The 12,671-nt window shown below is 53.2% G+C and carries 8 protein-coding genes and 1 tRNA gene; 7 read left to right on the top strand and 2 right to left on the bottom strand.

The genetic code is table 11. The annotated features are described in order from the left end of the window. Positions 1-19: 19 nt before the first annotated feature. The 4 genes from meaB to CFELI_RS06715 all read left to right on the top strand — a co-directional run bounded on the left by meaB (position 20) and on the right by CFELI_RS06715 (position 5,352). Complete coding sequence (gene meaB, locus CFELI_RS06730; protein ID WP_277103699.1) at positions 20-1,123, top strand: methylmalonyl Co-A mutase-associated GTPase MeaB; 1,104 nt, start codon at positions 20-22, stop codon at positions 1,121-1,123. Between the two features lie 82 nt (positions 1,124-1,205). Continuing rightward, positions 1,206-1,634 (top strand): cupin domain-containing protein, encoded by a 429-nt coding sequence (locus CFELI_RS06725; RefSeq protein ID WP_277103724.1) that lies wholly within the window; start codon positions 1,206-1,208, stop codon positions 1,632-1,634. A 202-nt stretch (positions 1,635-1,836) separates the two neighbouring features. Further along, positions 1,837-3,462, top strand: a complete 1,626-nt coding sequence (locus CFELI_RS06720) for an ABC transporter transmembrane domain-containing protein (RefSeq protein WP_277103698.1) — start codon at positions 1,837-1,839, stop codon at positions 3,460-3,462. Between the two features lie 147 nt (positions 3,463-3,609). Beyond that, the gene (locus CFELI_RS06715) at positions 3,610-5,352 is read left to right on the top strand and encodes an ABC transporter ATP-binding protein (protein WP_277103697.1); all 1,743 of its coding nucleotides are present in this window, start codon (positions 3,610-3,612) and stop codon (positions 5,350-5,352) included. A gap of 27 nt (positions 5,353-5,379) precedes the next feature. Here CFELI_RS06715 and CFELI_RS06710 read toward each other — a convergent pair whose 3' ends face one another. Further along, the gene (locus CFELI_RS06710) at positions 5,380-6,951 is read right to left on the bottom strand and encodes an SDR family NAD(P)-dependent oxidoreductase (protein WP_277103696.1); all 1,572 of its coding nucleotides are present in this window, start codon (positions 6,949-6,951) and stop codon (positions 5,380-5,382) included. Between the two features lie 209 nt (positions 6,952-7,160). On the opposite strand from CFELI_RS06710, the gene CFELI_RS06705 reads away from it, so the two are divergent. Further along, a complete protein-coding gene (locus CFELI_RS06705) occupies positions 7,161-8,660 on the top strand; it encodes a carbohydrate-binding domain-containing protein (RefSeq protein WP_277103695.1) in 1,500 nt (499 codons plus the stop codon). 290 nt (positions 8,661-8,950) lie between these two features. On the opposite strand, the gene CFELI_RS06700 is transcribed toward CFELI_RS06705, so the two are convergent. After that, positions 8,951-9,036, bottom strand: a tRNA-Leu gene (locus tag CFELI_RS06700). A 170-nt stretch (positions 9,037-9,206) separates the two neighbouring features. Here CFELI_RS06700 and CFELI_RS06695 point away from each other — a divergent pair. Continuing rightward, positions 9,207-10,769, top strand: coding sequence for an ABC transporter transmembrane domain-containing protein (locus tag CFELI_RS06695; protein WP_277103694.1), 1,563 nt, complete (start codon positions 9,207-9,209; stop codon positions 10,767-10,769). Continuing rightward, positions 10,766-12,664 carry an ABC transporter ATP-binding protein gene (locus tag CFELI_RS06690; RefSeq protein ID WP_277103693.1) on the top strand — a complete coding sequence of 633 codons (1,899 nt, stop codon included), beginning with the start codon at positions 10,766-10,768 and terminating at the stop codon, positions 12,662-12,664. The genes CFELI_RS06695 and CFELI_RS06690 overlap by 4 nt, the downstream gene beginning before the upstream one ends. The last annotated feature ends 7 nt before the right edge of the window (positions 12,665-12,671 follow it).

Genomic DNA, 12,671 nt, shown 5'->3' with positions numbered 1-12,671 from the left:
TACGAGGAGTTTTCTTCCCATGCCTGTTGATAACGAGTATCTTGAGCATCATTTGGGGTCGTTGACTACGACCGCTGGTACGGATTTGGGGGAACAAACTGCGGTAGCCCCAGAGATTGTTGTGAAGGCGCGGCGCAGGATTAATGTTGATGAGCTTTTCGACGGCGTGCGGGCGTGTAATCGAACAATGATTTCGCGGGCTATCACGCTGTTGGAGTCCACTGCTCCCGCACATCGTGTGTTGGCGCAGGAGTTGTTGGTTCGTTTGCTGCCGTTTAGTGGCGATGCATTGCGAGTCGGTATTACGGGTGTGCCTGGGGTGGGCAAGTCGACGTTTATTGAGTCCTTGGGCATGAAGCTCATTGGTGAGGGCCATAAGGTGGCCGTTTTAGCTATCGACCCGTCGTCGACGAAAACGAGGGGTTCAATTTTGGGGGATAAGACTCGTATGGCGAAATTAGCGCGCAAGGATAATGCGTTTATTCGTCCGTCACCGTCGGCGGGGACGTTGGGCGGTGTTGCGAAGGCGACGCGTGAGTCGATGGTGGTGTTTGAGGCTGCTGGTTTCGACGTCATTTTGGTCGAGACTGTGGGGGTGGGACAATCCGAGGTCGCTGTTTCCCAGATGGTTGATTGTTTTACGTTCTTGGCTTTGGCAGGTGCTGGTGATCAGCTTCAGGGCATTAAGAAGGGTGTTCTGGAGATGGCTGATGTGGTGGCGATCAATAAGGCGGATGGGCCGAATGTGAAGAATGCTAAGCGTGCTGCGCGTGAGTTGGCGGCTGCTTTGCGTTTGGTGAGGCCAGAAAATGCTGTGTGGCATCCGCCGACGATTACGTTGTCTGCTGTGGAGTCGCAGGGTACTGATGAGTTCTGGCAGTTAGTTGTGGATCATCATGAGGCGATGGTTGCTTCTGGTTTCTTTGAGAGTAATCGCCGTGAGCAGCAGGTGAAGTGGATGTGGTCGATGGTTCATGAGACGATTTTGCAGCGGCTGAATACTGATCCTGATGTGATGGCGATGCGTTCGCTCGTCGAAAAGCAATTGCGCCATGCCCAGATCACACCGACGTTGGCTGCGGAGCGGGTGTTGCGGGCGTTTGATAAGGCAGAGCAGGTTTAGTTCGGGTTGGTTGTGTTTTTATCTGCGCGTTGGTCGATCCATGAGTACGATGGGTATGAGTTCTATTGTCGAAAAGAAAGGCATGGCCACACTCATGGCTGATTTTGGCCCACATCCATACGTCCTTGATATTGAGGAAAAGACCCTGTCCAACACTAATTTCCGTGATACGGTGTGGACTGGCCAGTTCCTTCAGATGACGGTGATGGACATTCCTGCCGGTGGCGAGATCGGTGCGGAAATTCACGATGATCATGACCAATTCTTGCGCTTGGAGTCCGGTAAGGCTCGCGTGATGATTGGTGCAAGCGAGTCTGAGCTTGATATTGATCAGGTTGTGGAGGACGACTGGGCAGTGTTCATCCCTGCTGGCAAGTGGCATAATGTGCTCAATGCTGGTGATGAGCCTGTGAAGCTGTACTCCATTTACGCTGCCCCTGATCACCTTCCTGGTACTGTTCACGCCACGAAGGAAGATGCTGATAACGATCCAAACGAGCAGCATCACTAAAATTGCGCACGTCAGCGCTTTGTCCTGACGTGTGTGCACGCCACCATAGTTCTTTGTGTCGCCAGTGCGGTGCGCAAGGGGGTGTGGTGGCGTTTGTGAGTCTTGAGCACCTAGTGTGCTGGTTGTTTTACACACACAGGGGCTGATTAGGTGAGCTACGGCACTTTTGTTTCGGCATTGGAGAGCGGTAGTCTCATACTTTATGAGATATCAAAGAATGCGCACGTGGGCGTGGGCTGCGCCATCGGATCCGCCGACGCATGATCCGCGTGCCTTGGGCTTTGGAGATCATGCAGCGGCGTTGTGTTTGCGCGTTCTTCGTTCTTTTCCTGGCATTTCGGCATCGTTGATTCTAGCAACTCTAGCGGGATCGTTGGCCTCTGCAGTTACAAATCGTGTCGTGGGCTTGACTGTTGATTCAGTGATTGGGCATCAGCCTGTTTCGGCTTTGGTATTTCCAGTGCTTGCGGTTGTTGCGTTACTGCTGTTTTCTTGGTTTATGGAGGCTACGGCCGACGGTTTGACCGATGTTGTGGCTGCACGAAGTACGCACGGGTTGCGGATGGAGTTGTCTCATAGGTTGATGGCGCGCGCACCGCGTACGAAAACGCCAGGTGAGGTTCTGAATACAGTTGATGATGACACGTCGATTGTGGGTGAGCTCAAGCATATTTTGAATTTCCCTGTCACGATGGCGGGTTATTTGATCGGTACGTCGATAGTGCTTGCACCGATTTCACCGTTGTTGGCCGTGCTGGTTCCGTTAGGTGGAATTTCGACTGCGCTTGTTGCGCGTGCAACTGTGGGGCCGATTAATAGGGCTAATAGTGCGCGTCGTGTTGCTGAGTCTCGTGCTGTGTCGTTGGCAACGGACTTTGCTCAGGGTGTGCGGGTATTGAAGGGGATGGGATCTACTGGGCGCAGTCAACAGCGTTTTGATGAGGCTGCACGCACAACGTTGGAGGCGACCCGTGCGAATGCACGGGTGATGGCATGGTGCGATTTTGCTAGGCAGTCGGTCCCTACTGTTTTCATCACTGTGATTATTGGCTATGCGGGCTTCTTGCTTTTCGACGGCGACATCACGCCCGGCGACATGGTCACTGTTACGTTGCTTGTTCCGCTGTCGCTTCAGGTGATGGGTATTTCTTTGGGAATGATTGCAGAATATTGGGGCAGGGCGACGGCGTCGGCTGCCCGGCTGAATGCTCTCGTAAGCGATTTGGAGGAAGCTGAGCACAGTGAACCAGATGTAGATCAAGCATTTGAGCACAGTTCTTCGGTATTTCAGCCGGATCGCGCTGGTTTAGAGGTGTGGGCTTTAGGTACTGAGTCTGCCCGAGTCAAGGCGCAAGAGTTGGCGCAACGGTATGTGGTGGAGTGTGAAGCGGTGTATCCGCCTCATGTTGTTGCGGTATTTGAAGGTACGCTTGCCGATAACGTGGAGTTTGATGCCCAATCCCGCATTGGCTTGGATGCGGCAGCTTGTGGCGATATTGTGCAGCGTTTGGGTGGATATGGGCCTATGGGCCAGCTTCCTACTGCACCCATTGGAGAGAGTGGTTTGAACCTTTCCGGTGGACAACGTCAACGCATAGCGTTGGCCAGGGTGTTGAATATGGATCCAAATTTCCTCATCCTTGACGAACCCACCACAGGTTTGGACGCGGTGACCTTAAGTTCGGTAGCTGCGGCAGTTGTCCAGTTGCGTAAGGCTAAGCGCACGATTGTGATTACAACGTCCCAGGCGTGGATCAGTGCGGCTGACGTGGTGTTCACTGATGAGGATTTCCTACTCGTGTCTTCCGCTGACACACCTAACACGTAGCGATGTCACAAACTTGTGCTGAATCTCATCCGTCGTCCGCTGAGAAATGCCCACCGACGAGCTTATTGTTTATCCCCCAGCGCTTTCATGCCGATAGTTTCTCATTTGCCCAACCTACTACTGCGCCATTGGAAATAGTGACACACAATGACTACTGATTTATCTACCCCTGCATCTTTACAAACCTCAATAAAATTTCTTCGCACTCTTCCGGCCCGCCCGGCGCGCCGCTGGTGGGTGGGGATGGGGTTGAGTTTTGGTGTGTTGTTGACCGTGATGGTGCTGACTTCGTCGTTGTTGGGGAGGTTGGTTGATTATAGGGATGATCGGGGGATATTTTTTAGCGTCCTTGCGGTGATTGTGGTGGCGTTGCTGTGTGAGAATGTGGCGCGGAATATTGGTCAGTATTTGTTGGTAAGTAAGATTGCTGAGCTTGCGATTTTCTTGCGTCAGGCCTGTGTTCGTTCGGTGTTAGCGGCGCCGATTCCGCAGGTAGTCCAGTTGGGGACTGGCAATGTGATTTCGCGATTGACTAAGGATGTGGATCGTTTTTCTCGTGCGTTTCAGGAGATTGGCGCACGTCTGGTGATTACGGCCTTTATGTTCCCGTTTACGACTGTGGCATTGGCTTTTGTGCATTGGTCGTTCATCGTTATTGTGTGCGTGGTCGTTGTGGTTGAGTACCCGTTGGTGAAGATAATTGTGCGGGATTTTCCGCCGGCGACGAATGCGATGTCGGAAAAGGAAGCTACGCGGAATAATACATTGTTGGACACGATTAAGGGGTTGGGAACAATCCGTGCGCTTGGTCGTCACCGGTGGGCCTTGGCGCGTGTGGAGCAGAAGAATTGGGCTGCGGTGCAGGCAATGGCTGGTCGTATCCCTATTTTTAGCCGGTTGTTGCTGTTTGGTACGACTGCGTACGGGCTGTTGCTGTGTGCAACGCTTGTTCTTGCCACGTTTTTGGCGCATGAGCAGGTGTTGAGTGTGGGGCAGGCTGGTGCTGCAGTGATTTTGGTGGCGCGGTTAGAGATTCATTTGTTTAATGTGTTGACTTTTTCGGCGCATATTCAAAATGCGGTGACGAGTCTAGGTCGCGCGGTTTCTCTTGCTTTGTTGGGGAAGGAGAATACCACGTGTGAGCCTGCTGATCTTTCGTCACCTGAGGTGATCGTAAGTAACGTGAGTTATTCCTACCCGCAGGGTGCTGCAATTATTGAAGATCTTTCGTTGCGGTTGGCTGCAGGGAGTACGACTGCCCTGGTGGGGGCATCAGGTGCGGGCAAGTCGACGTTGGCGGCGCTGATTGCTGGGCTGCAGCAACCGACGGCGGGAACGATTTATATCGGTGATGTGGATACCCGCTTGGCCCCTGATTCATGGATTGCGCGGCATGTGGCACTTATTAGCCAACAAGTGCATTTGTTCTCTGGCACATTGCGGGAGGATTTGCATCTAGCAGCAGAAAACCCTGATGATGAACAGCTCTTGGAGGCTTTAAGTGCTGTTGGTTTAAGTGGCACGGTGTTTTCACGATGGTTCCCGCAAGGATTAGATACGCCAATTGGGGCTGGAGCTGATGAGCTTTCCCCCGAGGTTGAGCAGCAAATCTCGCTAGCGCGGATCCTGCTACGGAATCCGCCTGTGCTCATTATGGATGAATCCACCAGCGAAGCCGGCAGCGAGCACGCTAAGACATTAGAGCATGCGGCAACGTTGGCCACTCGTGGGCGCACGAGCCTAATTGTCGCACATCGTCTGGATCAGGCTCGTGGTGCCGATAGGATTATTTTGATGGACAATGGGGCCATCATTGAAGACGGCACCCATGATGAACTCATAAACGCAGGCGGTGCCTATGCGAAGCTGTATGCCCACTGGGATGCATAACGCACTAAAGCTAGGGGAGTAGAAGGTTTACCACGGGTGAGGGCGGAAGTCTTTGAGGAAGCAGCCGTAGAGATCAACGCCGTTTTCCCCTTGCACAATCGGGTCATACACTCGTGCTGCACCATCGACGAGATCTAAAGGTGCGTGAAAACCTTGGCTTGCCATCTGCTGTTTAAGCGTGTGGGGGCGCTCATCAGTAATCCACCCAGTATCTACTGAGGTCATTAAAATTCCATGCTCAAACAGTTCCGCGGAGCTGGTGCGGGTGAGCATATTCAGCGCCGCTTTCGCCATGTTTGTATGCGGATGCCCAGGCCCTTTATACCCGCGGTGAAAAACCCCTTCCATAGCCGAAACATTCACCACATACTTACGCCGCGCCTTCGATGCTTCCAAAGCTGGGCGCAGGCGATTGAGCAAAATAAATGGCGCTGTCGCATTACACAGTTGAACTTCTAACAGCTCAAGCGGATCAACCTCACCAATGGTTGCCACCCACGAATTATGCTCCACCTGATCAGGAATCAACCCACCAGCATCCACTGCCGTGCCATCAGCAACACGCTCCAGCGCCGCCGAACCACCCGTGAGCGCCAGCGCTGCTAAGCGCGCGGCATGAATCTGTGCAGAAACCGCATCCGCATCCACAACTGGTCTTGGCGCAGCCTCGCCCAACGCCTGGGCATCGCCACCGACCAACACTGCGGGGTGCAGGGTTGATGTTGCCCCCAAACTCACACAATCAACGCTGCTTTCCGCAGCAGTAAGTGGCGCAGTTTCGGCGTCGATAAGCCCACTGTAGGCGCCAGGCAAACGCCGAACAGTCTGGGCAGCATTATTAATCAAAATATCGAGCGGTTGGGCCGACATCCGCTCTGCTAGATCTTCAACCTGATTCGGATCACGCAAATCAATACCCACAACGTGCAGTCGATCAAGCCACGCATCTGAGTCAGCCACTGCACAAAAGCGACGCACCGCGTCTTTCGGAAAACGCGTCGTGATTGTCACATCCGCGCCATCGCGCAACAGCTTCAGCGCAATATACATACCGATCTTCGCCCGTCCACCAGTAAGCAACGCACGACGACCCGACAAGTCGACCCGCGCCTCACGCCGGGCACGATTGTCTGCAGCACAGTCAGGACACAGCTGGTGGTGGAAGGAATCGACCAAAGTATAAGGTTGCTTGCAGATATAGCACTTGTTCGCCCGGTACAGTTTTCCGGCCCAGCCGTGCGGTGTCGCCACCTCAGCAGCGATGCGCGCGTGAGTATTCCCCAGAGCCGACTGCCCAGAATCAAGGTGCGCGCTCGTCGGCGGCGTGAGTGCGGCGGGGGTAGGCACAAGCCCAGCAGTCTCATCATCGATGCGCTGCGGGTTCGCGGTTGCGGTGCGGGCAAGCACGGAGGCGTCGTTTGTTTGGCGGCGTTGCTTCGCTGCTTGTCGACGCTGTTTTTTCACCGCTTTGAAAAGCTTGGCTACCGCTTGTTGAAGTTGCCTCGATTGCAGGTGATCGCTAGGGAAGTCACCTACCTGTTCAAGCACCCTCAAGGTGATGCGAAAATCTTCTTCAGGTATTTCAAGGTCTTTGTTCACAGCAGCGACTTTCTCCTTAAGTTAAGCCTTCTTAAAGCTATCGAAACCAAAAGTAGACAGTGTGCAAACTAGGCTCCGACATGCGACGGGGAATTTATACGGGTTTTGCCATTTTTCGAGCGGTGGAATACTCTAATAAGCTATTTCTTAAAGACAACGATTGCGTTATCAACAACACATCACGACAAGCTTAAGGAGAAGCTCCTCATATGCGATCTGTGCGTTTAGCCCTCGCCATTTTAACCGCAGGAGTCCTTACTGCTTGTACCCACAATCTTCCAACCGAAGAACCGCGGACCCCAGTACCCCAAACCGCCGATACTTTGACCCAAACGAACTATCAGCGTTTGATCTCCGTCACCAGGGAAGAAAACGAAACCTTTGAAGGCGTACACGAGTCCCAATGGACCGCAGTCGCCTCCGCTGAATTCAACCCTGAGCAAGACATTACCCGCGGGGGTAGCTATACCCTCAGCGGCGACTTGCCCGCTTTAACCATTAATGCCCCCGAGGAACTGGTTGTCATTCGGTTGGCCAATGCCACACTTCCATCGATCACTGTGCAATCCGCCCGCAACGTTGTAGTGGTAACCGAGGGCGATAACAGCAGTGGTGTGGTGCGCTCGAACGTCAATCTCACGTTCGTTGGCACCGGCCAATTACGTATTACCAGTAACAGCACGGGCATTTCCGCAAACAATGTCGCAGTCCTTGGTGGTGCACTCTATATTTCTGCCGACGGACACGGCATTGAGGCCTACGACTCCGTCTATGTCCGCGATGCCCACATTTCTATTGATGCCGGCGCTCACGGCATTACCGCAACGGATACAACCGATCCTGCACATGGTGTCATTGATTCTGCCCGCAGTGTGTTAAAAATTGCGGTACAAAAAGACGGACTCAAAGCTGGCTCGGATGTGATTATGGAAAGCGGCGCCTATGAAATTTCCGCCGGAAACAATGCAGTCAACGGTGAAGAACTGGTGATCTTGAAGGCAGACTTCAATGTGAAGGCTGGCCGCAAGGGTATTGAATGCGAAGGCGACGCCTTTATTCTCGGCGGGATCGTCACCATTGATGCGGAATATAACGGCATCAACGCCACCACGACCGCTGTGATTACTGGCGGCGAAGTCAATATCGTGCGCGCCTTGGAGGGTATTGAGGCACTGACCGTACTCATTGAAGGTGGCACGATCAATATCACCGCAACCGATGATGGCATCAATGCGTCCTCTGGCAACTTGCCGGAAGATCGCCCCAACTACTTCAAGCCTTCGATCACCATTACCGGTGGCGACCTGTCTATCAATGCTGGCACCGACGGCATCGATTCCAATGGCGAGTTGCGAATCACCAACGGCAAGGTGCGAATTTTCGTCCAAGATCCGGGCAATAATGGGTTCTTTGATGTGGATGGATCTTTTGAAATCACTGGTGGCACGGTCTTTGCCGCGGGTAAGGATCATGAACCGATCGGCGTGACCTTAGGTGCGCCATGGATTCGAGAACCGATGGATATTGGCATCGGTGAGGCCATTTCGATCCGTGATGCTAAAGACACAGTGATTCTCGAAGAACTGGTGGAGGTCGAGGTGCGTCAGATCTTCTTCAGCAGCCCCGAGCTGAAGGCAGGGGAGACCTACACCATTTCGGCCGAGTCCGGATCAAAGGAAGTCGAAGCCAAAAAGCCGGCCGTGCGTTAACAACTCGCAGCTTGTAAAAAACCATCACGGCGTTGATCTACTTTCGGCTACCATCAGCACACGCCACAGTACTTCAACCGTGATGGGATTTTAACCCTAGGAGAGTACTTCCCAAGAAGTCAGCCTCGCAATCGTTTCTTTGTGAAGCTTCACTTTTGGTCCACACTTTTTGTCCCTTCAGCCCCAAAGCCCCAAAAGTAGCAGTGGCATGGGAAAAAAGGCTGTGAAACTCTCCGAAGAAAATTTCACAGCCTTTATTCAAAACTCAACACTACAACAAGTGTATCGAGTGCCCGAGGGGGGACTTGAACCCCCACGTCCGTTAGTAGGACACTAGCACCTCAAGCTAGCGCGTCTGCCATTCCGCCACCCGGGCTTGGGTTTTGTTTTCAGCCTGTTGGCTGGGCACTCCCAAAACTATATTAGAGAGCTTTGACTATGACAAATCGCCAGCTCAAAGGCCATTTTTGGGCAAGTCTTTGAAATTCTTAACTTCTGTTCCAATTCCGCATCATCTATCGAACAATTAAAAGTAAGGTTATTGATATGCTTTTCAACACCCCGAAACGAGCGAAGTTGTGGAGCTGGTTCGCCCCAGCCACACCGCCACACAACGACACCGCCGTCCAACCCCACCGCTGGCGCAGCCCCACCGCACTCATTCGGAACCTCCTTTTCGCCTACCGCTCAGCCGTGATACTCCAAGTGATCATCCTCGGCATCGGCTCAGCCATTTCCGCTACCACCCCTCTTGTCATCGGCTGGATCATTGACCACGCTTTTGGTTCCACTGATCCGATCGTTGTGGTAATCCCGCTGCTGATATTGCTCAGCATTCTTATCTTCCACATCTATTCCGAAGGTTTAAGTGATGGATTTTCCGAAGTAGGCGTCAGCCGCGTGACCCACAATGTGCGCGTCTATCTCACCGAAAAGCTACTATCGAGCCCCCGTAGCGAGCACTCGCCTGGAACAATCCTCAATACGGTAGACGCAGATGCTGATACTGCAGCAAATATTCGCGAAATATTTAACTTTCCGGTGATGATGTTCTCCTATATCGTGGGAACAACCATCAGTTTGGCTTCCATTAGCTGGAAAGTAGCACTCATTATCCCCCTAGGGATGATAGCGACCGCAGCTGTTGCAGCGTGGAGTGCGAAACCGATTGAGAAAGTAAGCTCCCGACGTCGAGAAGCAGAAGCAAAAGTTGCCGGACTCGCAACCGATGTTGCTCAAGGCTCACGCGTACTCAAAGGACTCGGGGCAGTCGAACCCACGCGCGCCCGTTTTTATGCAGAAAGCGAGCACGCCCTTGAGTGGATGCGCAAAGACGTACAATTAAGTGCAACGTTGAATTTCCTACGCCAACTAACACCTGCACTGTTTAGCGTGCTGATCATTGGCGTTGGAGCTTACCTGACCCGCAGTAACGAAATTAGTGCCGGCCAAATGTTAAGCATCACACTACTCGCGCCGCCTGCGTTGACATGGTCTGGATACGCCTTAGGCACACTCAGTACCACCTGGGCCATTGCTATGGCTGCTGCTAAGCGCATCATAAAAATCCAACCCCAGCAGGAACTCGACGAACACCCCAGCGAACTCATCCCTATCCCTGCTCCGGGCTTGCATGTGTGGAAACCCACCGCCGAAAACTACACCCTTTTCCAACAACTCGCCCGACACGAGCGCGCATTGGCCACACCGCACGTCGTGAGCATCTTTGAAGGCACCTTGGAAGATAACATCAACCCGCTTGGCGATATCGATCTTACGCATCTTCGCGCCAGCCTCGATGCTGCGGCCTGCGACGATATTGTCAAACGCTTCGGTGGCTACGGCCCTAATGGCGAACTGCCTTCAGCCAGTATTGGCGAGGCCGGATTGAACCTGTCGGGTGGACAACGCCAACGCATCGCCTTAGCCCGCGCATTTGCCCGCAACCCAGAGATACTTTTGCTCGACGAACCTACAACTGGTTTGGACGCAGTGACCTTAGACAAGGTTGTTCACAATACGGCACAGCTTCGCAAAAACCGTGTCACCGTGGTTATTTCTGGGCGCCAAACATGGGCTAGTGCAGCACGTCAAGGAGGACTGAAATGACAACTGGAAAAAATAACTCCACCGCCGATCCAGAAAAGAAATCTCTGATCACACGCTGTTTTCAGCGATTTTTCCAGCGCCAAAACACTTTCGTGCCCGCGTTGGCTTCAGATGCTTTAGCGCCGGAAAGCCTTGGTGAGACGTTCCGCTTTTTCACTACATTGCCACATTGCTGGTCGCGCAGATGGGTGCTGGGAATCATCGCCTTGCATTCAGTGATCTTGAGCTTTTTCGTCCTCCAATCCACGGTTTTTGGCCATGTTGTGGATGCGTTGCGCGGCACTGAGGTACCTGTTGGGGGCACCGGCATGGACGCGGCGTTGATTCTCATCGCTATCGGCGGTTTGTCATTGATCGTGGATGCGTTGGGGCGCGCGCTTTCCGAGTACTTTGTGGGGCTGAAACTGCGCACTTTAAGCGTGGATCTCAAACGTGCTTGCTTGGATTCGGTGTTGCGTGCACCGATTCCTGAGGTGATGAAGCTGGGCACCGGCAACGTGATTACTCGCATGACTAATGATGTCGACGATTCTATGCGGGTACTTATCCCGATCGGCAGCAGGATTATTAATACGGTTTTGCTTTTCCCTTTCACCCTCGGGGCTTTAGTGCTTATCGACGCCCGGTTCTTGCTCGTTTTCTTAGTCTCGCTGGTGTTGGTATACCCGAGCACGAAAAAGACGTTGCGTGCACTCCCGCAGGTGTCCAACCACATGAGCGTGGCTGAAGCACAACGCAATTCCACATTGCTTGATACTTTGCGTGGTTTGCCCACGTTAAGGGCGTTTCACTATGGCGACTGGGCTTTAGAACGCATGAAAAAGAACAGTTGGGCTGCGATGCAGGCAAGCGCCGATCGTGTGCCTTACTTGGTGCGCCTGTTGTATTGTGGGCAGTTCGCCTATGGTGCGTGGCTTATTGGCACCATCATTCTTGCGCTGTGGTTGGTGCATCAGGGAAGTGTGAGTGAAGGCCAAGCCGCCTCGGCAATCTTTTTGGTTGTTCGTGCCGAAATCCACATCTTTAACGTGGTGTTTTTCTCCGGCGAAATCCAGGCCGCAGCGACCATGCTGGGCCGTGCTGTGTCCTTAGCGAAAATGCAGCAGGCAAGTGACAAGCCAGAGCCTGCTAATTTGCATGCTCCTGCGGATATCACGCTGAACAATCTGCGCTTTACTTATCCCGGTGGTGGGGAAGTGATACCACCACTAAATTTGCATCTTCAGGCACATACAAAAACTGCACTTGTTGGTGCTTCTGGTGCCGGAAAATCAACCCTCGCTGGCTTGATTGCAGGCCTGCATATTCCCACTGGTGGGCAGATCCTCATTGGGGATGTGGACACTCAAGAAGTCTCCGATGCGTGGACTGCCCGTAATGTCACACTGTTAAGCCAAGAAGTGCATGTCTTTTCTGGCACATTGCGCCAAGACTTACAGTGGGCTGCCCCATCGGCCACGGATGAACAACTGCTTGAAGCTCTAGCAACAGTGGGGCTTAGCACAAAAACCCAGGCTTTTCAGCGCTCTTTCCCCGATGGGCTAGACACTTTAGTGGGTGCAGGCGAGGAGGAAATGAGCCCAGAGATTGCCCAGCAGATCGCTCTAGCCCGCGTGGTGCTGCGACAACCTCATGTGGTTATTTTGGATGAAGCCACCAGTGAGGCAGGCAGTGAACACGCTCACACTCTCGAACGGGCCGCGATGGCGGTGACCGAAGGGAAAACCGCACTAGTGGTTGCTCACCGGTTGGATCAGGCAGTGAGCGCCGATCGGATCATTGTGATGGAGGAAGGAAGGATTGTTGAGGATGGCACTCACGATCAGCTCGTGGCGTTAGGGAAGAGGTATGCGCAACTTTATGCGCGTTGGAGTGGCAACCATCACAAGGATTAGGGTATGA

Source organism: Corynebacterium felinum (genome assembly GCF_030408755.1).
GTDB lineage: Bacteria > Actinomycetota > Actinomycetes > Mycobacteriales > Mycobacteriaceae > Corynebacterium > Corynebacterium felinum.
This window is presented reverse-complemented; position numbering and strand designations above follow the sequence as displayed.

Excerpts from the sequence above, each read along its gene's own strand:
- meaB (WP_277103699.1), top strand. The coding sequence starts at position 20 with ATGCCTGTTGATAACGAGTATCTTGAGCATCATTTGGGGTCGTTGACT.
- CFELI_RS06725 (WP_277103724.1), top strand. The coding sequence starts at position 1,206 with ATGGCCACACTCATGGCTGATTTTGGCCCACATCCATACGTCCTTGAT.
- CFELI_RS06720 (WP_277103698.1), top strand. The coding sequence starts at position 1,837 with ATGAGATATCAAAGAATGCGCACGTGGGCGTGGGCTGCGCCATCGGAT.
- CFELI_RS06715 (WP_277103697.1), top strand. The coding sequence starts at position 3,610 with ATGACTACTGATTTATCTACCCCTGCATCTTTACAAACCTCAATAAAA.
- CFELI_RS06705 (WP_277103695.1), top strand. The coding sequence starts at position 7,161 with ATGCGATCTGTGCGTTTAGCCCTCGCCATTTTAACCGCAGGAGTCCTT.
- CFELI_RS06695 (WP_277103694.1), top strand. The coding sequence starts at position 9,207 with ATGCTTTTCAACACCCCGAAACGAGCGAAGTTGTGGAGCTGGTTCGCC.
- CFELI_RS06690 (WP_277103693.1), top strand. The coding sequence starts at position 10,766 with ATGACAACTGGAAAAAATAACTCCACCGCCGATCCAGAAAAGAAATCT.